16 protein-coding genes are annotated in these 19,435 nt (G+C 34.7%); 14 read left to right on the top strand and 2 right to left on the bottom strand.

The window, feature by feature from the left end; genetic code table 11:
- Nucleotides 1-4 precede the first annotated feature (4 nt).
- Genes GSQ84_RS17265 through GSQ84_RS17225 form a run of 9 tightly spaced genes read left to right on the top strand, consistent with a single transcriptional unit; the run spans nucleotide 5 to nucleotide 9,912 of the window.
- A complete protein-coding gene (locus GSQ84_RS17265) occupies nucleotides 5-1,174 on the top strand; it encodes a hypothetical protein (RefSeq protein ID WP_158798514.1) in 1,170 nt (389 codons plus the stop codon).
- Complete coding sequence (locus GSQ84_RS17260; RefSeq protein ID WP_158798513.1) at nucleotides 1,168-1,878, top strand: glycosyltransferase family 2 protein; 711 nt, start codon at nucleotides 1,168-1,170, stop codon at nucleotides 1,876-1,878. Before GSQ84_RS17265 ends, GSQ84_RS17260 begins: the two co-directional genes overlap by 7 nt.
- Nucleotides 1,871-2,785 carry a glycosyltransferase family 2 protein gene (locus GSQ84_RS17255; protein WP_158798512.1) on the top strand — a complete coding sequence of 305 codons (915 nt, stop codon included), beginning with the start codon at nucleotides 1,871-1,873 and terminating at the stop codon, nucleotides 2,783-2,785. Before GSQ84_RS17260 ends, GSQ84_RS17255 begins: the two co-directional genes overlap by 8 nt.
- Before the next feature lie 10 nt (nucleotides 2,786-2,795).
- A complete protein-coding gene (locus GSQ84_RS17250; RefSeq protein WP_158798511.1) occupies nucleotides 2,796-3,902 on the top strand; it encodes a glycosyltransferase family 4 protein in 1,107 nt (368 codons plus the stop codon).
- Nucleotides 3,902-4,807, top strand: a complete 906-nt coding sequence (locus GSQ84_RS17245; protein WP_158798510.1) for an NAD-dependent epimerase/dehydratase family protein — start codon at nucleotides 3,902-3,904, stop codon at nucleotides 4,805-4,807. The genes GSQ84_RS17250 and GSQ84_RS17245 overlap by 1 nt, the downstream gene beginning before the upstream one ends.
- Nucleotides 4,808-4,811: 4 nt before the next feature.
- Entirely contained in the window at nucleotides 4,812-5,789 is a 978-nt protein-coding gene (locus GSQ84_RS17240; RefSeq protein WP_158798509.1) for a glycosyltransferase family 4 protein, read from the top strand.
- A gap of 46 nt (nucleotides 5,790-5,835) precedes the next feature.
- The gene (locus tag GSQ84_RS17235; RefSeq protein WP_158798508.1) at nucleotides 5,836-6,489 is read left to right on the top strand and encodes a hypothetical protein; all 654 of its coding nucleotides are present in this window, start codon (nucleotides 5,836-5,838) and stop codon (nucleotides 6,487-6,489) included.
- Nucleotides 6,489-8,198, top strand: coding sequence for a capsule assembly Wzi family protein (locus tag GSQ84_RS17230; RefSeq protein WP_158798507.1), 1,710 nt, complete (start codon nucleotides 6,489-6,491; stop codon nucleotides 8,196-8,198). The genes GSQ84_RS17235 and GSQ84_RS17230 overlap by 1 nt, the downstream gene beginning before the upstream one ends.
- A 10-nt stretch (nucleotides 8,199-8,208) precedes the next feature.
- Nucleotides 8,209-9,912: a capsule assembly Wzi family protein gene (locus tag GSQ84_RS17225; RefSeq protein WP_158798506.1), complete on the top strand. Its 1,704-nt coding sequence runs from the start codon at nucleotides 8,209-8,211 to the stop codon at nucleotides 9,910-9,912.
- On the opposite strand, the gene GSQ84_RS17220 is transcribed toward GSQ84_RS17225, so the two are convergent.
- Nucleotides 9,902-10,246: a helix-turn-helix domain-containing protein gene (locus GSQ84_RS17220; protein WP_158798505.1), complete on the bottom strand. Its 345-nt coding sequence runs from the start codon at nucleotides 10,244-10,246 to the stop codon at nucleotides 9,902-9,904. The two genes, GSQ84_RS17225 and GSQ84_RS17220, sit on opposite strands and share 11 nt — an antisense overlap.
- A gap of 330 nt (nucleotides 10,247-10,576) precedes the next feature.
- Here GSQ84_RS17220 and GSQ84_RS17215 point away from each other — a divergent pair, with 330 nt between their 5' ends.
- The 5 genes from GSQ84_RS17215 (at nucleotide 10,577) to GSQ84_RS17195 (ending at nucleotide 17,404) form a co-directional block, all read left to right on the top strand.
- Nucleotides 10,577-11,668 carry a mannose-1-phosphate guanylyltransferase gene (locus GSQ84_RS17215; RefSeq protein ID WP_254070894.1) on the top strand — a complete coding sequence of 364 codons (1,092 nt, stop codon included), beginning with the start codon at nucleotides 10,577-10,579 and terminating at the stop codon, nucleotides 11,666-11,668.
- A gap of 46 nt (nucleotides 11,669-11,714) precedes the next feature.
- A complete protein-coding gene (gene gmd, locus GSQ84_RS17210) occupies nucleotides 11,715-12,851 on the top strand; it encodes a GDP-mannose 4,6-dehydratase (protein WP_158798504.1) in 1,137 nt (378 codons plus the stop codon).
- Between the two features lie 264 nt (nucleotides 12,852-13,115).
- Entirely contained in the window at nucleotides 13,116-15,050 is a 1,935-nt protein-coding gene (locus GSQ84_RS17205; protein WP_158798503.1) for a nucleoside-diphosphate sugar epimerase/dehydratase, read from the top strand.
- A gap of 18 nt (nucleotides 15,051-15,068) precedes the next feature.
- Complete coding sequence (locus GSQ84_RS17200; protein WP_158798502.1) at nucleotides 15,069-16,508, top strand: flippase; 1,440 nt, start codon at nucleotides 15,069-15,071, stop codon at nucleotides 16,506-16,508.
- Nucleotides 16,508-17,404 carry a glycosyltransferase family 2 protein gene (locus GSQ84_RS17195; protein ID WP_158798501.1) on the top strand — a complete coding sequence of 299 codons (897 nt, stop codon included), beginning with the start codon at nucleotides 16,508-16,510 and terminating at the stop codon, nucleotides 17,402-17,404. Before GSQ84_RS17200 ends, GSQ84_RS17195 begins: the two co-directional genes overlap by 1 nt.
- Here GSQ84_RS17195 and GSQ84_RS17190 read toward each other — a convergent pair.
- Complete coding sequence (locus tag GSQ84_RS17190) at nucleotides 17,401-18,945, bottom strand: CotH kinase family protein (RefSeq protein WP_158798500.1); 1,545 nt, start codon at nucleotides 18,943-18,945, stop codon at nucleotides 17,401-17,403. The two genes, GSQ84_RS17195 and GSQ84_RS17190, sit on opposite strands and share 4 nt — an antisense overlap.
- Nucleotides 18,946-19,435 lie beyond the last annotated feature (490 nt).

Genomic DNA, 19,435 nt, shown 5'->3' with positions numbered 1-19,435 from the left:
TTTTATGCAAACTATATCAATGGCAAGTGCATCATATTGTGTATACATACTAACATATTATCAACTTATAAAAAGCGAATATTCCTTATCTTTTCTTTTAACTGAGGTTGGTTTCTTACTGGGATTCTTTGTGGTAAAAAACGTAAAAAATAGAAAAAGTAGTGTTGCATCAGAAATAAATTTCAACTTCAAAGAGCTGCAAATATTTATTTTCACTTCTGCTTTTGTTTACTTCATCGCTCAAATGGTAACTTTTAAAATTATAGGGTTTATTTTGTTCAAGGATGATACAAACCATGTATTTGCTTTTCAAGAACACAGTACGCTAAGAGTTTTTTTAAATTATTCAAGAGTAATTTTTTTAATTTCGGTTTTTTATAAAAAACATCTGCTAGGGCGATTCTCTACTATAGAAAAGGTCTTTATTTTTTTTACAGTGGTATGTACTATGTTAGAAGGCTCCAAGTCTGCTTTACTGACATTTTTTGCATTATATGTAATAGTCAACTTTATATATGCTACAAGAAATGGACTGCCGGTTTTTAAAATAAGTAAAGTTTTTATATTTATTCTAATATTTTCCTCCGTGTTAATAATCTCGGTACAAAACAATGCTGGGCTTTTAAATTCAGTTGTATCTCTTTATTATCGCTTTATAGGAAGCGGTGATATATTTGTTCTGGGCTACAATGAAAATGTTATCAATTCAATACATGAGAAGTCTGGACTTAAATATATATTTTATCCTGGACTTGGGACGTTTATGAAACTATTTGCTAATATAGAACCTCCGCATATTATTGGAGTAGATATAACCGAATATCATACAGGAAAAACAGACAGCGGACCTAATGCACGCCATAACTTTATTGGGATGCTTTTTTGGGGATATGGGGGAATTATATTTTCTTTTATATGTGGATTCTTAATATCATGGGTTAGGAACTTCCTTATCTTCGCAGATAAAAAGAATAGGCAATTTATCTATTTTATTATTGTTTCATTAATTACTTACTCAATTACGGATTTAATTTCTGATGCTAACCTCTTTATGAATAATTTTGTTTGGTCGTTGTTTATGCTTGTTATCATTTACTTTTTGTCTTCATTTGTTTCGATTCTCGTACTCACTAAAGCCAATGAAGAGATAAATAAAATCAAATTAATATGTTAATATCTATTGTTACTGTGGTTTTCAATGCAGTGGATACTATTGAAGAAACTATAAAAAGTGTTATTGATCAAAAAAACGATGATATAGAATATATCATTATTGACGGGCAGTCTTCTGATGGAACAGTTGATGTTATCAAAAAGTATGATGATAAAATAAGTTATTGGATTAGCGAGCCTGATAAGGGGATCTATGATGCGTTAAATAAAGGAGTTTCAAAAATTAAAGGTGATTTCGTTTTATTTCTTGGAGCGGATGACACTTTAAACAATGTGCTTCGAAATTTGAATGAGTATCTGATAGATACTACAACCATCTACTATGGTAATGCATATATGACAAGGAGCAAGATTAATTATGCCGGAAAGTTTGATATCTTCAAAATTTCACACCAAAATATATGTCAACAAGCAATCTTTTATCCTGCAACGGTTTTTGAAAGGTATAAGTTTGATGTGACTAACAAAGTACACGCTGATTATCAATTAAATTTACTTCTTTATTCCGACATTGATTTTAAATTTCAGTTTCTAAATAGAGTTATCTGCAATTATAGTGAAACAGGGTTCTCTACACTTAATAAAGACAATTTTTATAGTATCGGACGATTTGATATCTTAAAATCCAAATATCCTTTTTATGTATATCTGTATTCAAAAGCAAGATATATTGTAACCAAAATTTTAAAAAAAAATTATGACTAATGCTGTCTCTTCGATAACAGTTACATATAATCCTGACCTAGATCTTCTTTCTAGACAAATTGGGTCTTTAGCACACCAAGTATCGCATTTAATAATCATAGATAATGCCTCGGCAAATATCGATGCTATAGAGCTTTTGGTGATAAATTTTGTCAATCAAGGTTTTTCTATTCAACTAAAAAAACTAGATGAAAATAAAGGATTGGGTTTTGGACAAAACCGGGGAATCGAGCTGGCAAAAGAATCAAATTCCTCACATATAATTATCCTTGATCAAGATTCTATTCCTTCTCCTGAGTTTATAACCAAGATGTTATTGTCTGAGAAAGTACTTCTTTCAAAAGAACTCCCGGTAGGCGCTATAGGACCAGTTTATTTTAATGAGGTTTCAGGGGAAATATATCCGATTACAAAGTATTATGGTCCGTTTATTGAAAGAATTAAACCTAAACACGAACCTGTTGAAGCAACCTTTCTGATTGCTTCTGGTTGTTTTATAAGGATGTCTGTATTAGAAGATGTAGGTTTAATGAATGAGGATTTATTTATTGATTATGTAGATGTTGAGTGGTGTTTTAGAGCGAAAAGTAAAGGTTATTTAGTGTATGCAGATCCGGAGATTGTAATGTCTCATACCATCGGTGATAATCGTGTTTCTATCCTCGGGCGTACTATATCAGTTCATAGCCCTATACGTCGATATTACTTATATAGAAATAGCATCTTCATGGTAAAAAACAAATCAATAGATTTTGGGTATAAATTACGCGAAGTAACATTCAATATTTTAAGATTATCTATTTTTCTGATTTTGTCTAAAGAAAAGAAAAAATACTTTAAATATAGTATGAAAGGATTTTCAGATGGTTTTAAGGGGGTTGTTGGAAAATGTCCGTATACTTTTTAATCTTTAAGCTTTGAAAGTTTTAATTGTTATAACAAGGGGAGATTCAATAGGAGGTGCTCAAACTCACGTGTTATCTTTGGCTAAATTATTTAAAAAGGATGGACATGATGTTTTAATATGTTATGGTGGGAAGATTGAAGGTCCGTTTCACAATTTAATTTTGGAAGAAGGTTTAAAGTTTGTAACCATTTCAAATCTAAAACGGCAAATTTCAATCATTGATGATATTAGTTCTATTTTTCATTTGCGTAGTATTATTCGGCAGTTCAATCCGGATATTATATCATTACACTCTAGTAAGGCTGGTATAATAGGTCGGCTAAGTTCTGTTTTACTTAATATTCCGGTTGTTTTTACCGTCCATGGGTGGGCATTTACAGAAGGGGTGAGTCGATCAAGCTCTATTTTGTATAAATTTCTTGAACGGAAGCTTTCTGTATTTGCAGACAAGATAATTGTAGTGTCAAACTTTGATAAGCAAATAGCCGTAAAATACAATATAACTTCGTCAAAAAAAATAGAAGTTGTGCATAACGGTATTGATATCCTTGACAATACAGATATTCAGAGCAGGCCACTTAATGACACCATTAACTTTATTATGGTTGCGCGCTTCGATAAGCAGAAAGATCACGAGACCTTAGTAATGGCTTGTAAAGACTTGGATAATATCAATGTCCACTTTGTTGGAGATGGACCAAATCTTAAGTACATTCAGGAATTGACAATACGATTAAATGTCAAAGAGAAATTTGTATTTCATGGATATAAAAGTGGAATTCAGCAGATGCTTCAAAACTCAGATGTATTTCTATTGATATCTAACTGGGAAGGTTTCCCAATTTCAACTTTAGAGGCTATGAATTGCTCGCTTCCGGTAGTCGTAAGCGATGCTGGCGGGGCTAAAGAAGCAGTTATTGAGGGATTTACAGGCTATGTAGTTGCCCGGAAGGATATATTATCTTTAAAAAATTGTTTAATGAAATTAATAGATGATAAATACCTAAGAATTTCGATGGGAGAAAGAGGCAGGATTAATCTTATTGAAAATTTCTCATCTACTAAAATGTATGATAGCACTTTTAGGGTGTTTTCTATGGCAATAAATAAAAAATAATGAACATATTATTAACAGGGAGCTCAGGTTTTTTAGGGAAGATTATTTGTGATACTTTAAAGACAAGATTTCCCTCTCTACAAACTTTAGGAAGATCTATTCAGGACAATATTAAATTTGATTTTGCGCTAGATAATCCTGTAACAATTACGTCATCTTTTGATTTAATAATTCATTGCGCGGGTAAAGCGCATAGTGTACCAAAATCTGCTAGCGATGCAGAGGAATTTTTTAAAGTAAATGTTGATGGAACGAGATTGTTATTGGATGGACTTAGTATGGCGCCCCAGATTCCCAAATTTTTTATTTTTATAAGTACAGTTGCGGTCTATGGAAAAGAAGAAGGTACACTAATAGATGAAACGAGCCCCTTACTTGCCGTAGATCCTTATGGACTCAGTAAAATACAGGCAGAAATTCTCGTGCAAAAGTGGTGTGATGAACATGCCGTAATTTATACAATTTTAAGGTTACCGCTAATTGCGGGACCTTGTCCTCCAGGAAATCTTAAAAGCATGATTCGGGGTATTGAAAAGGGATACTATTTCAATATCGATAATGGAAAAGCAAAAAAGAGTATAGTACTTGCAGAAGATGTTGCAATTGCGATATTAAAAGTTTTTACTATAGGAGGCATATATAATTTAACTGACCGTGAGCACCCATCATTTTATATGTTATCGTCGCTCATAGCCAGACAACTCGGTCGTAGTACTCCCAAAAAAATACCTTTATGGCTGGCAGTAGTTATGGCTAAAGCTGGTGATTTATTCGGTCAAAAATTTCCTATTACTAGTAATAAGCTTAAAAAGATCACCAGTGATCTCACTTTTGATGATACAAAAGCTGTAGAAACCTTTAGCTGGAATCCGGGTCAAGTTTTAAATAGCTTTAAAATCATTTAATAAGATGTCCAGTTTACTTCTCTTATCCTTTTTACCTCTGTTGTTTACAATTGAACTTCTTTATTTTATAATCGCTGATTATTTCGGTATAATTGACAAACCTAATCATAGAAGTTCTCACAGTAAAGTTACGCTGAGAGGCGGGGGAGTTATCTTTTCCATTGCATTATTAATATATCCACTGTTTTTTGGTTATGAATATCGTTGGTTTCTTATCGGACTGACACTTATATCTGTCATTAGCTTTGCTGATGATATCAAACCGGTAAGTAATAAATTAAGAATAGTAATGCATCTGGCTGCAGTTTCTTTAATGTTTTTTCAATTGCAATTATGGAGCCTACCATGGTATTGGGTGGTTCTTGCTTTATTCTTTGTAATTGGTAGTATTAATGCTATCAATTTTATGGATGGAATTAATGGCATTACCGGATCTTATGCATTAATTGCATTCATATCATTCTTGTATATTAACATGTTCGTGCAAGAGTTTATAAATGCTAATTTTCTACTCGTTTCAGTTGTGGCTGTCATGGTATTCAATTTTTTTAATTTTAGAACAAAAGCGAAATGTTTTGCTGGCGACGTAGGAAGTGTAAGCATAGCCTTTATTATTCTTTTTATTTTATTGGAATTAATCATTAAATCTCAAAACTTTAATTATTTATTGCTTCTTCTGTTATACGGTTTAGATGCTGTAACTACTATTGTATTTAGATTATTTAGAAAGGAAAATATATTTGATGCTCATAGAAGTCATTTTTATCAATATTTGGCAAATGAAAGGAAATGGCCACATTTAATAGTTTCATCTGCTTATGCAATAACCCAATTGATCTTAAATGTGTTAGTCATTTTATGGCTCCCGAATTCTATATTTTACCTTTGCTGCTTCATATTTTTAAGTGTTGCGGCTTTTATTATAATGAGATTTTCAACAGAGGGGGCTGGAAAACTGCTGGGTAAACAAATGTTGGTTTAATATTTATATGTAACTTTACACCTCGTTACTATTGTTGAAATTTAATATGAACAAACTTTTACTTCTCAGTTTTACTTTCATTATCTTACTTAGTTCCTGTGCTAAAACAGTTCAAAATGAAGTTCAGGTATACTCAAATGATTTTGAAAGTGCCAATCTATCAGGTATCACTGGTGGTATTATTTCATCTTTCAATGGTTCCAAAGTTTTAGGAAACTATAATAAAGGAGAGTTCAACCTAACTATAAATGATCTGCCTAAACACGATTTGGTAGATATATCATTTGATTTATATATCCATGATAGCTGGGAAGGAGTTCAGCAAATTGGAAGTGTTAGCGGTCCTGATATATGGGCTATGAATGTTGATAGAAAGAGCTACATTTATACCACATTTGCAAATTTTGATTGCGTAGCAGGTAATTTTTGTCCCCCACAATCTTATCCCGGTGATTATCCGGCACAGAGCAATAATCCTAAAACGGGTGCATCCCGCACTGATTTACCTGGTTTCTGTAGTGAAGCCAGCAATCCCAACGGTACCACTCTTTATAAAATTCATAAAAGCGTTAGCCATTCCGATAAGATGTTATTAATCCAATGTCTGGACAAACTCGTGCAAACGAACGTAACAGATCAAAAATGTGATGAAAGTTGGTCAGTGGATAATTTAGTTGTTAAAGTAATTAAATATAATTAATGAAAAATCTGGCGATGAAGACTATAAAGTTCACTTTTCTTTTTATCACATTACTTACGTTTAAAAATAAAATATTTGCTCAAAGTTTACCGGTAGGAACGGTAGCTATAGAAGATTATTACCGGAGAGCTCAACTATTGGGAGATGCTGATTCTTCAGTTTCTTTCATGATCAGGCCAATTTATCCTAAATTGAGTTTAAAAAAAAATGATGTATTTTATCCTGATAGTTCTGAGATACGTCGTCAATCAATTGATATATCACCGAATTTATATAGGTCAAAAAATGGTAAATTAAATATAAGTTTATTACCTTTCAGTGTACAGGCTCAAACGAATTCTGACCATCCTTATGGCTGGAATGATGGAGTCATGATACCTGCAAAGGGTCTTCAGACTTTAGTTAGTGGCGGTTTTTATTTACAATATGGTATTTTAAGTATACAATTAAAACCCGAATTTGACTATGCTACTAATAGTGATTTCAGCACTTGGAACCCTGCTACTTATGGAATTACTACTGCAAAGTATTATGATTTTTATAACAATATCGATCTTCCTGCGCGTTTCGGAACAAAGCAATATTCGAAGGTTTTCTGGGGGCAAAGCAGTATTTTGCTAAATTATAAGGCTGTTTCATTCGGACTTTCCACAGAAAATTTATGGTGGGGTCCTGGAATACAAAATTCTTTATTAATGAGTAATACAGCACCCGGATTCAAGCACCTAACCTTAAATACCAGAAAGCCTATAAAAACTGCCATTGGTTCATTTGAAGGCCAACTGATTGCAGGACGTTTAGAAAATTCGGGTTATGGTGTTCTCACACCGGAAATTGATTATTTCTCTAACCCTTTATTGGTAGCGAAACCAAATGATTCAAGATATATTTCTGGAATTGTGGCCAGCTGGCAGCCTAAGTGGATTCCAGGTTTATTTTTAGGTTTGACACGTAGTTCTCAGCTTTACACGAAAGATCAAAGTAAATTTGGAGACTATTTTCCATTCTTTTCTTCGACAACAAGTGTAAATGCCGATCAGGCAGCAAGTAAAAGTGATAATAGAAGTTCCTTATTTATGCGTTGGTTATGGCCTGAGGAAAACGCCGAAATTTATTTTGAATATGGTAAGAACAATAGTTCCGGAGATTTACGTAATCAGGCTTTAGAAGCTGCGAGAAACAGGGCTTACATTTTTGGGCTAAGAAAAATGATTCCCTTCAACAAAAGCAGAAATGAAAATATTTTGATCAGTGTTGAGGCTACTCAATTACAGGAAACTAATGCTTCAGATATTGCCAATGCTGATAGCTGGTATGTAAATAAATATGTACGACAAGGGTATACAAACGCAGGGCAGGAATTAGGAGCTGGAATCGGACCTGGTGGAAACCTTCAGACTTTGGATGTAAGTTGGGTTAAAGGGTTAAAAAAACTCGGTTTTCAACTACAGCGTTATTTACACAATAATGATTTTTATTTCTATGCTTATACTGCAGATCAAGACGCGCGTAGGCATTGGACAGACTTGAGTATTGCTTTTACGGGAGAGTGGAACTATAAAAACTTTATTTTTAGTGCAAAGCTAATGGAAGTAAAATCTCTTAATTATCAATGGTATTTATATGAATCTCCTACAGATATTGTTTGGGTAAACGGAGCAAATGCTTTTAATACACAATTGCAGGCTGGAGTAACCTATCGTTTTTAATAACATACCCATGAAGAAAATATACTTTACCATTATAACGTTTATTTTTTGCAATCTTTTAATAGTGAATGCAGATGCTCAGTCCTTACCAGTAGGTACTCCTGGGATAGAGGACTATTATCGAAGAAAACAGCTGTTGGGCGAATTAGATTCTACTGTTTCGTTCGCTGCTCGCCCACTTTTTCCTGCTGCATCTTTTAAGGTGAAAAATGTATATGATCCTGACAGTACTCTTAATCAGGACGGATATTTTAAGTCATCTGGACCACTTAGATTTGCTAAAGGTCAGGGGGAATTTCAGATCTTGCCATTGTCTTGGCAGCAACAATACGATTCAAATCATCCATATGGGTGGAATGATGGTGCTATGATACCTTCTAGGGGTTATCAAACAATGTTAAGCGGTGGTTTCTTTGTCAAGTACGGACCGCTAAGTATACAGTTAAGGCCTGAATTTGTCTACGCTGAAAATAAGGCTTTTCAAGGGTTTTCCTATAGTGGTAGATCAGATGCTGAATTAACAGGTTACTATACATTTTATAATATAATTGACAATCCTGAGCGATTTGGAAACGGCACTTATTCAAAGGCAAATTGGGGTCAAAGTAGTATTCGTTTAACATTTGGTTCAATATCTTTCGGATTATCTAACGAGAATCTGTGGTGGGGGCCTGGTATACAAAATGCATTAGTTATGACAAATAATGCAGCAGGCTTTAAGCACTTCACCTTAAATACCGTTAGACCCATCCATACAGCTATTGGCTCTTTTGAGGCACAGATTATCGCTGGTAAATTGGAAAATTCGGGTCTTACCCCATTGGCCCAAACAACAACTTCAACAGGTACAAATTTATTTGTTCCATACAATAATGACTGGCGCTATCTAACTGGATTCAATATCAGTTATCAGCCTAAATGGGTGCCTGGCTTATTCCTTGGATTTATCAGAGATTTTGCTTCTTACGAAGAAGACCTAAAGGGTTTTAAATCGTATTTTCCTTTTTTTACTCCTGTACAAAAAGTTGATGCTGGATTACAAGGAGACCCATTTTCAAGAGACCAGAGAATATCGATGTATGCTCGATGGGTATTTCAAAAGGCTCGTGCTGAAATATATTTTGAATATGGGTTAAATGATAACTCATACAATTTCAGGGACTTTTTGGGATCTCCTGATCATGCCAGAGCGTATATATTCGGGTTTACCAAAATGATACCTATACCCGCTAAAAAAGGTGAATTCATTCAAATCAATGCGGAGGTTGATCAATTGTCACAATCTGTTGATCGGTTAACAAGGCAATCAGGTGGTTTTTATCAGCATTATCAAGTTACACAAGGATATACGAATATTGGTCAAATATTAGGCGCAGGAACTGGTTCCGGAGGTGATTTACAGTCTTTAGAAGTAAGCTGGGTTAAGGGCTTAAAAAAAATGGGATTGATTTTTCAGCGATATGAACATAACGCTGACTTTTATGATGCAGCTATTGGTGATCTAAATGGGCAAAGTCGAAGATGGGTAGATTTTTCAATGGGCGTTCAAGGTGCTTGGAATTATAAAAATTTAATATTTACAGCCAAATTACAAGGTGTTAAATCTTTAAATTATGAATGGATAATGAAAGATTATACCCCTGATGAGTATTATGTTCCCCATAATGATGTTTTTAATTTGCATGGAGAGTTAGGCGTAACCTTCAGATTTTAGATGAAGGTTGCTTTTGTTTCCTTATTGTCTCGTATAAGTCTATAATTCTTTTTTGTTGGGTATTATATAGTTCTGTTAATTCATCTAGCTGTTTTTTCATTTGAGGATATTGTCCATCTTTTAAATCTTTTTCGCCGATTCTTAAGATGTCAATAATCGAAATGCCGTATATATCAGCTATTTGCAATAACTTGCTGAAGTAAATGTCGGTTAGTCCGGTCTCAATTTTTGAGTAAGCAGGTACAGATATTTCTAATTGATCAGCAATAGTTTTTTGGCTAAGACAATGGGTTAGACGTAGAGCTTTTAGTTTTTCCCCTATATTTTCTATCATACAATTTAAATTTTGTTATTCACTCAAAATGATGGTTGTTATATGAACCTTTTTTGACTAATAGGATAAGGCAAAATAAAGGCCAAAGTATTTTCGATCTATAAATGAAGAATAATCGAAATTATCTTGCTTTATTATAGTTAAGAAAGATTAAATTAAAAAAAATTATGTAAAATTGTTACAATAACACGTTATTTGTAGATGTGTGTAAAATTTACACTAACAATTTTGATTTTTTATTGTTATATTAAAGAGTAGTTAATAATTTGTTATTATCCCATTATATTGGTATTCGCTACATTTACTTATTGGAATTAATGAATATAAAGAATGAATAACATTTCCACGAAAGACACCTATGTTTTGATTATGGCTGGCGGTGTTGGCAGCCGTTTCTGGCCGAAGAGCCGGAATAATTTTCCTAAGCAGTTTATTGATATTTTGGGCATTGGCAAATCACTTTTGCAGTTAACCCACGAACGTTTTCTGAAAATCTGTCCTCCAGAAAATATTTTCATTTTATCTAATGAACAATATTCTGGCTTAGTGGCAGAGCAATTGCCAAGCTTACCCAAGGAGAACATTATCGCTGAACCTAGCCGTAACAATACCGCACCCTGTATTGCCTATGCCTCTTTTAAAATAAGTCAACTTAATACTCATGCTAGAATTGTAGTCGCTCCATCAGATCATCTCATTTTGAATGAAGCTGTTTTCCTGGAAAAGATCCAGCAAGCTCTTAGTTATGTAGAAGGAAAAGATGCTTTGGTTACTTTAGGTATTAGCCCTACACGACCAGATACTGGTTATGGTTATATCAATTACAATAAAATTGAAGTTGACGGTGTACACCAGGTTTTACGTTTCCTAGAAAAACCTAATTTGGAAAAAGCAAAAGAATTTGTAGCTAGTGGAGATTATCTTTGGAATGCGGGCATTTTTGTCTGGAGCGTTGGTTCGATTCTAACTGCACTGGAAAAATACTCACCTGATATCTTTAAACTTTTTGAAAAGGGTGTGTCTTGCTACAATACACCTGATGAAAAATCATTCATTTCGGAAAATTATCCATTGTCGGACAACATATCTATAGATTATGCGATCATGGAAAAGGCAGACAATGTATTTACAATTCCTGGTGATTTCGGATGGTCTGATTTAGGAACCTGGGCATCTTTGTATGAAGTTGTGGAAAAAGATGAGCATAACAATGTTTTTTCAGGTTATACTATTAATCTTTCAGAGACAACAAATTGTATGATTCAAATCCCTAAAGACAAAGTTGCGGTAGTGAAGGGGCTGGATAATTATATCGTGGTAGATGATGGTAAAGTTTTACTAATCTATCCAAAAGCCAACGAACAAGAAATTAAAGAAGTATCTAAAGCGATAGTTGCCAAATGCGGCGAGGAATTTGCTTAGCGCAATCATAAATATAAATTATTTCTACTCAAAAACATTGAATCACATGAAAGTTGCCCTAATAACAGGTGTTACAGGCCAGGACGGCGCCTACTTAGCCGAATTCTTATTGAAAAAAGGATATTTTGTACATGGTCTTAAAAGAAGATCATCTATGTTCAATACAGAACGGATAGACCATCTTTATCAGGATCAGCATGAAAACGGAGTGAATTTTAAATTGCATTTTGGTGATTTAACAGATTCAACAAATTTAATTCGGATCATACAAGAGACACAGCCTGATGAAATTTACAATCTGGCAGCAATGAGTCACGTGAAAGTGAGTTTTGATACCCCGGAATATACCGCTAATGCAGATGGTATCGGAACTTTAAGGCTACTAGAGGCAGTAAGGATATTAGGTTTACAGGAAAAAACGAGAATTTATCAGGCTTCGACTTCTGAATTGTATGGATTGGTGCAAGCTGTTCCTCAAAGTGAAACGACTCCTTTTTATCCGCGTTCACCTTATGCCGTAGCTAAAATATATGGTTACTGGATCACGGTAAATTACAGAGAAGCTTATAAGATGTATGCTTGTAATGGTATTCTTTTTAATCATGAAAGTCCTTTAAGAGGTGAAACTTTTGTTACTCGTAAAATCACCAGAGCAGCATCCAAAATTGCCTTAGGACTTCAAAAATGCCTTTATTTAGGTAATCTATCTGCACAAAGAGACTGGGGACATGCTAAGGATTATGTAGAAGCCATGTGGTTGATTTTGCAACAAGACAAAGCTGAAGATTATGTAATTGCTACAGGAGTAACTACCACAGTTAGAGACTTTGTTAAAATGAGTTTTGCTGAATTGGGTATTACAGTTGAATTTAAGGGGGAAGGTGCTACAGAACATGGTATAATTTCAGCCATTGATGAACAAATAGTTACAGAATTAGGATTAAATGGTGCCAAATTGTCTATTGGTATGGAAGTCGTAAAAGTGGATCCTGCTTATTTCCGTCCTACTGAAGTTGATCTGTTACTTGGAGACCCAACAAAATCTAAAACCCAATTGGGTTGGGTTCCTAAATATGATTTACCATTATTGGTAAAAGATATGATTCAATCTGATTTGCAGTTAATGAAGAAAGACGAATATTTGAGATTGGGTGGTTTTAAGACGTTGAATAATTTCGAATAATAAGCTTTACTATACATACCGTTCATAATTTAGGTCATTCCTAGTTATGAACGGTTTTTTTAGTTTAAGAAAAAATAAAAACCGTCCAAATCCTTTAATTGTCATGAGAAATTTACAAGGCTTCAATGGTATTTCTTAACCCATTTCGCTCAATTAATAATTAATAATAGGATATTTTATAATATATTTCAATAAATGATAGCAGTCCATTTGGACTTGGTATAGTTTTTTGATTAAATTTGGCGCATATTAAACTATAATATTTTGTTCAGTCAAATCAACATAGTACCCAGATGGATAATTTTTACGCTTGACCTAACGATATGTTTTGTATCATTAACGATTGCCTATTTAATTAAATATAATTTTGATCTATCAAATTTGAACTATGTTGAGTTCAGTCGTAATGTATTGATAACTGCTGTAATTAGTACGTTAGTTTTTCTTAATGTAAGAACTTATTCCGGTATTATTCGCTACACCAGTGCTCAGGATACATTTAGGATTCTATATGCGGTAATTGTTTCTAACAGTACTTTTTTTCTATTAAATATGATTTTTGTGGCCACTGGAAAGCCACAAATGGTCTCTAATAGCGTTTTGGTCATTAATGGGCTGGCAAGTTTTCTTATGCTTATCACCTACAGAGTATTGGTGAAATATTTCTTTATTTATATTAAGAATCTAAAACTAGATACTATTAGGGTAATGATTTATGGTGCAGGAGAAGCAGGAGTTGCTACAAAGAGAACTTTTGATCATGACCCTCACGTCAATAAAAATATTGTTGCGTTTGTAGATGATGACCAACGTAAGATGGGTAAAACTATCGATGGTATTAGAATACTGGACGCGAAAAATCTGGTTGAATTGATTATCAAGCATGAACTGGATGAAATCATTTTTGCTTCTTACACTATCCCCCAGGAACGTAAATCTGAGATAGTTGAAGTTTGCCTGGAAAATGGAATCAAGGTATTAAATATTCCGCCACCAAATGTGTGGACTGATGGAAAATTGCAGCCTACACAGATCAAGAAATTAAATATTGAGGAGCTTTTAGATCGTAAGTCAATTCACATTGATATTGAAGGAATAGGAGAACAACTTAAAAATAAAAGGATTTTAATAACGGGTGCTGCTGGTTCAATCGGCAGTGAGATCGTGCGCCAACTTACTAAATTTGATGTTGGATTGATTATTCTGTGTGATCAGGCGGAATCAGCCTTACATGAATTGTATCTGGAATTAACGGAGACAACAAAAAATAAAAATTTTCATGCCTTCATAGGAGATGTTAGAGATGAAAAGCGTATGGATTACCTGTTTAGTACATTGAGGCCTCATTATGTCTATCATGCGGGGGCTTATAAGCATGTTCCTTTAATGGAAGATAATCCTTCTGAAGCAATTAAAACGAATGTATTAGGTACTAAGACTATTGCTGATAAAGCTGTGAAGTACGGTGTACAAAAATTTGTAATGATCTCTACTGATAAAGCTGTAAATCCTACTAACGTAATGGGCGCTTCTAAACGTATTGCTGAGATTTATGTACAATCACTAAATAACTCTCTGCATCATAAAGATCATATCTTTAGTAATGGTCTAAGTTACATCAACGAATTGGAAGTTAAACCAATCACCCGATTCATTACAACACGTTTTGGAAATGTATTGGGGTCAAACGGATCGGTAATCCCAAGGTTCAAACAGCAAATAGAAAAAGGTGGACCTGTAACAGTTACCCATCCTGAAATTACACGCTATTTTATGACCATTCCGGAAGCCTGTCGCTTAGTTTTGGAAGCTGGCTGTATGGGTGAAGGAGGAGAGATTTTTGTATTTGATATGGGCAAATCGGTTAAAATCGTAGATTTAGCCAAGAAGATGATACAACTCGCAGGATTAATCCCTCACGAAGATATCAAAATTGAATACTCGGGATTGAGACCAGGCGAAAAGTTATTTGAAGAATTATTGAATGACAATGAGAATACCATGCCTACACACCATGAAAAGATCATGATCGGTAAAGTAAGGGAGTATGCATTTGATGAAATTCAGAAACAAATTTACTCGCTGATCGCTCATGCCAGGAATAGTGACGACATGCTGGTAGTCACTCACATGAAAGAACTGGTGAAAGAATATAAAAGTAAAAACTCTATCTTCGAAGAACTGGACGCAAAAGTCTGATGCAGCTAGTTTTGAACTATGGCTAAGAACTACTTTTACAATTTACTGCTGTCATTAGCCAATCTTCTATTTCCCATACTTAGTTTTCCTTATGTCTCCCGCGTTTTAGGCCCTGAGGGAATTGGTAAGGTTCAATTCATTTTTTCTTTTGCACAGTATTTTGCATTAATCGCCAGTATTGGCATTCCAATATATGGAATGAAAGAGATTGCCCGTCACAGAGATGATAAAGAAGGGCGTTCTAAGGTCTTCTCTGAGCTTATCGCCATTTATATGATGACGAGTGCGGTTTTGTCTTCACTTTATCTTACAACAGTTTATTCCTTTTCTTATTTTAGTCCAAACCGGGATATGTATCTTGGAGCTGGTTTAATGGTGTTATTGGGTTTCTCGTATATTGAATGGTTATATACTGGAATGGAACAATTCAAATCGATCGCCCTGCGTTCGGTTGCCTTTAAGCTGATCGGTTTGGTTTTGCTTTACCTTTTCATTAAAGACCGAAGCGATTTCAGAGCTTATCTTTATATTATGATGTTCTCTTTTTTGGGGAATAATATCCTGAGCTTTTTTCTAATTAAAGATAAAATAAAACCAATATTTGCTGGATTAGAGTTGCGTAAGCATGTGATGCCACTCTTGTTTATCCTCGGAACTACGTTAGCCGCAAGTATGTATACCGATATGGATACTGTATTGCTTGGGTTTTTGTCAAATGATAAAACCGTAGGACTATATACCGCAGCAGTGAAGCTAAGTAAAATTACCTTGCCGTTTGTAACTTCAATGGGAGTGATCTTAATGCCTAAGATTGCAAAAGATTTTGCTGAAAAGAATATGTTAGAGGTGCAGAAAACATTGGATCAGACATTCAGGTTCCTTATTTTTTTTGCCGTTCCGATAGTTTTTGGATTAGCCATATTAGCCCCTGAGTTTATCGCTTTATTTTCAGGTAAGGAGTTTTTGCCTGCTACGAGCAGCATGCGTTTGCTCTCTCTTTTGCCATTGATTATAGGTTTTGGACATTTATTCCTTTTCCTGATATTAGTACCTTCTGGTAGAAACAGAGAAATGTTTTTCTGCGTTTTAGGCGGGTTGGTGATGAGCCTGATCTTAAATGTACTATTGATTCCTCATTTTCAGGAAGTAGGTTCATCTATTGCCAACATTTGTTCTGAAATTATAGTGACTCTTTTATATTTTTATTTTATCAAAAGAGATTTTTCATTTACTTACGACTGGTCCTTATTGGCTAAAGCAGTACTAAGTGCACTGATTTTTATCCCTGTGATCTGGCTTGCCAGAGCGTTGTCTTTACCCTTAGTATATACTTTGATTCTCTCTATTGCTGGTTGCGGCATAACCTATATCGGAATCCAGTGGCTATTGTTCAGAAATAATTTTGTTGTGGATATCCTGGATTTTATAAAGATGAAATTGAATAGGGGGGAAGGCTAATGAAAATCTCTGTTGTGATGACCACTTATAATGGGGAAAAATACCTGGAGCAGCAATTAGATTCTATTTTGTCTCAAACATTACTTCCTGCAGAATTGATTGTTTGCGATGATTGTTCAACAGACGGTACGGTACTTATTCTTAAAAAATATCAGCAAAAAGGCTTACTAACTTACGTAGTCAATGACCATCAGCTTGGATTAATTGATAACTTTAAAAATGCTGTTTCCCTTACCACAGAGATGAATTATGTAGCCTTATCAGATCAGGATGATCTATGGTTGCCTGATAAGTTAGAACGATCGGCTGAGTTGCTTAAAACACTTGATCAGCAGCTTCCTGCTATGGTATATACAGACTTGTTACTTGTTGATGAAAATGATAAGGTGCTTAATCCTTCTTTTCGGAACGAATTGGGACAAGATAAATATCGGCATAACCTGCAGACTTTATTATTTGGGAACTTTGTAAACGGTTGTACGATGTTAATGAACCCTGCGCTAAAGCAATACTTTCGGGAAATACCGAATGATGTAAGATTAAACCATGATGGTTGGATCGCTTTAGCCGCTTTTACTTTTGGAGAAGCCAAAGAAATCCCATTGCCCCTGGTCAGATACCGTAAACATGAAAGCAATGTTAGCATAGCTGCAGATACGAAACCTAGAAACCGCTATCGTTCTACGCTAAACGAGGTAATTACCGCAGTTAAAGGAAATGATGATTTCTTATCTGCGCAATTTGAAACTGTCCGCCGATTCTATGAAAGATTTAGCGAAGCAATGACACCTTTTAAACGTGCTTATTTTGAACAATTTCTTCAATTAGAGCAAAGGCATTATTTAATAAAAAAACTCGCCTATAGGAGTATCGTAAAGAAATTTCCGAGGAACTAATAAGCACTAATCTGTCCATCCATCCAGCTTATCCTCTCATTCAGCCATTTTTTAAGTTCTGCCACTTCGGCAGGGTAGGTACCTAAAACAAATTGATTAGGCCAGACATAAACATTTAAAATAGGCCATGTAGTAAAATTTTGTTTTTCAGAAAGGTCTAAATAAGTTGCATTGGTATCAATTGAGTTCATTACCTCCACAATTTGATTATTTTTAATGGCTTTCCATCTGGTTTTTACTTTTTGTTTAAATGCGGGATCCTGGAACAAGCGGTTAAACCATATCGCATTCTGTACCCACCAACCGGTAGGATTTTTAGCATCAGAATAGTTAACGTTACCCGCGGCAACGTCAAAATCCCAGATTGGCCCCATGCCCAGTTTACCATTGACGTCTTTGTAATAGTAGATACTGCTCCAGTCGACAGCATCATTATTCTTCATCAGTTCTTCTACTAAATAATAGTTGACGAATGAATCTGAATTGATGTATTTGGCATATCCACTTGTTGTATCAGTGAAGTTAGCTGAAAATAGGGCATCCTCTGTTTGTTGTACATAATTGTGGATGTAGGTCTGCTGATCGGCATTAGGGACGTCTGGAGATTGAATAGTAAAAAGAAGGTTCTTCGCTGTTCTGAATCCATATTCATCAGGTGTTGCACTCACATCAATTTCCAGTAGATAACCCCCTGAAATTTGATCTGCAGGGGTATCCCCGTTGTTTAGTTCTGAGATGTTAACCCTGTTGGGGTCAACTTCAACCAGACTGGTTAGCAAATAATTTCCCTGGTATACTCCATTCATGACTACTTCAACAAAACGGCTCTGAGGGGTGAAGTCAGCTCCAATCTTAGTTCCAAGATCAAGTGCAAACCGGTTACGCAGCAGGGTTTTGTCATCATAATTGGCTAATAAAACCCAGTTTTTGGCTGCCGGCATCCCGAGCAGGTCACCTTTGCTGTTAAACTTTAAGCGATATGGTTTTTTAGGCATTAGCCAGGTGGAGTTACCATGTCCTTTTATACTTAGCGCTATATTTTGTTTAACCTGATCAAATTGGCTATTGGCGTTGATGATGAGGCTTCCTGTTACATAATCATCTTTTGATACTACAGGAGCAGCTGTAGTCAGATACAAAATAGGTAATCCGGTAAAGTTTCTGATTGTTATGGTATAAGTTTTCGTGCTGCCTTGTGCGGAGGTTAGTTTATACGAAACAGGTTTAGTAAAGTCTGTTAGTGTAGTCCCGCTAACTTGTACGGTATCATTTACGGTTACATTTGCGGCATCCTTGGCGGTGAAAGTAAGAACCAGCTTTTTATCATTTTGCATGTACGGAACTACTGCATTTACCTGATCACCATTAATTGTTGCAACTACATCAGCAGTCAACGCTTTATTGTTTTTTGCTTCCAGCGTAACTGAAGTGAGACTTGTTGTATTTACTGTTAGATTAGTGACAGTTGTTGGAATAGATTTATCTTTTTTGCAGCCGCAGATCAATAATAATGAGATTAAACCTAAGTAGATTTTTGCCATGGCTTTCATGAAATAATTGTTAATATTAGGTTAATTCTGATAAAATACAGAATTATAGCATAATAATTTTCATTTTTAACTACGTAGAATTTTATTTTGTTTAATTAGGTAATAAATATTCTTTATTTTGTTCTTTTACTCTGATGGACAGCTAAATAGCTTTCTGCTTTAAAGGGGAATTTACGATTTAGCCTTAAGATAAAATTGAGGTTTATTTTGGGTTTGTTCTATTCTTGCTCCAGGTCTACAGGGGTCTAACAGGGGTTTAACATAGGGTTGACATACCCCCTACCTATGTCAACCCTATGTTAAACCCCTGTTAGTTATGTTTTAAAGTGGGATTAGGGTCCTGCAAGAATCAAATTGACACACAATTTCCTGAAATGAGTTTACAATAGATCTAATGTCGAGTTTTTTGAAACCTCGAACTGATTCATTTACTTTTTCCTGAAAGATTTCCCGTATATTGATGTAGTTTAACTGTTAAATC

It is taken from the genome of Pedobacter sp. L105 (genome assembly GCF_009765875.1).
In the GTDB taxonomy this organism is placed as follows: Bacteria; Bacteroidota; Bacteroidia; order Sphingobacteriales; family Sphingobacteriaceae; genus Pedobacter.
Note: the sequence above shows the minus strand (reverse complement) of the source record. Positions and strands in the feature narration are given on the sequence as shown.

What these genes read in the sequence shown, in the direction of transcription:
- GSQ84_RS17225 (WP_158798506.1), top strand. Translation starts at nt 8,209, where the DNA reads ATGAAGAAAATATACTTTACCATTATAACGTTTATTTTTTGCAATCTT.
- GSQ84_RS17195 (WP_158798501.1), top strand. Translation starts at nt 16,508, where the DNA reads ATGAAAATCTCTGTTGTGATGACCACTTATAATGGGGAAAAATACCTG.
- GSQ84_RS17245 (WP_158798510.1), top strand. Translation starts at nt 3,902, where the DNA reads ATGAACATATTATTAACAGGGAGCTCAGGTTTTTTAGGGAAGATTATT.
- GSQ84_RS17220 (WP_158798505.1), bottom strand. Translation starts at nt 10,246, where the DNA reads ATGATAGAAAATATAGGGGAAAAACTAAAAGCTCTACGTCTAACCCAT.
- GSQ84_RS17215 (WP_254070894.1), top strand. Translation starts at nt 10,577, where the DNA reads ATGAATAACATTTCCACGAAAGACACCTATGTTTTGATTATGGCTGGC.
- GSQ84_RS17260 (WP_158798513.1), top strand. Translation starts at nt 1,168, where the DNA reads ATGTTAATATCTATTGTTACTGTGGTTTTCAATGCAGTGGATACTATT.
- GSQ84_RS17240 (WP_158798509.1), top strand. Translation starts at nt 4,812, where the DNA reads ATGTCCAGTTTACTTCTCTTATCCTTTTTACCTCTGTTGTTTACAATT.
- gmd (WP_158798504.1), top strand. Translation starts at nt 11,715, where the DNA reads ATGAAAGTTGCCCTAATAACAGGTGTTACAGGCCAGGACGGCGCCTAC.
- GSQ84_RS17190 (WP_158798500.1), bottom strand. Translation starts at nt 18,945, where the DNA reads ATGGCAAAAATCTACTTAGGTTTAATCTCATTATTATTGATCTGCGGC.
- GSQ84_RS17230 (WP_158798507.1), top strand. Translation starts at nt 6,489, where the DNA reads ATGAAAAATCTGGCGATGAAGACTATAAAGTTCACTTTTCTTTTTATC.
- GSQ84_RS17200 (WP_158798502.1), top strand. Translation starts at nt 15,069, where the DNA reads ATGGCTAAGAACTACTTTTACAATTTACTGCTGTCATTAGCCAATCTT.
- GSQ84_RS17255 (WP_158798512.1), top strand. Translation starts at nt 1,871, where the DNA reads ATGACTAATGCTGTCTCTTCGATAACAGTTACATATAATCCTGACCTA.
- GSQ84_RS17235 (WP_158798508.1), top strand. Translation starts at nt 5,836, where the DNA reads ATGAACAAACTTTTACTTCTCAGTTTTACTTTCATTATCTTACTTAGT.
- GSQ84_RS17265 (WP_158798514.1), top strand. Translation starts at nt 5, where the DNA reads ATGCAAACTATATCAATGGCAAGTGCATCATATTGTGTATACATACTA.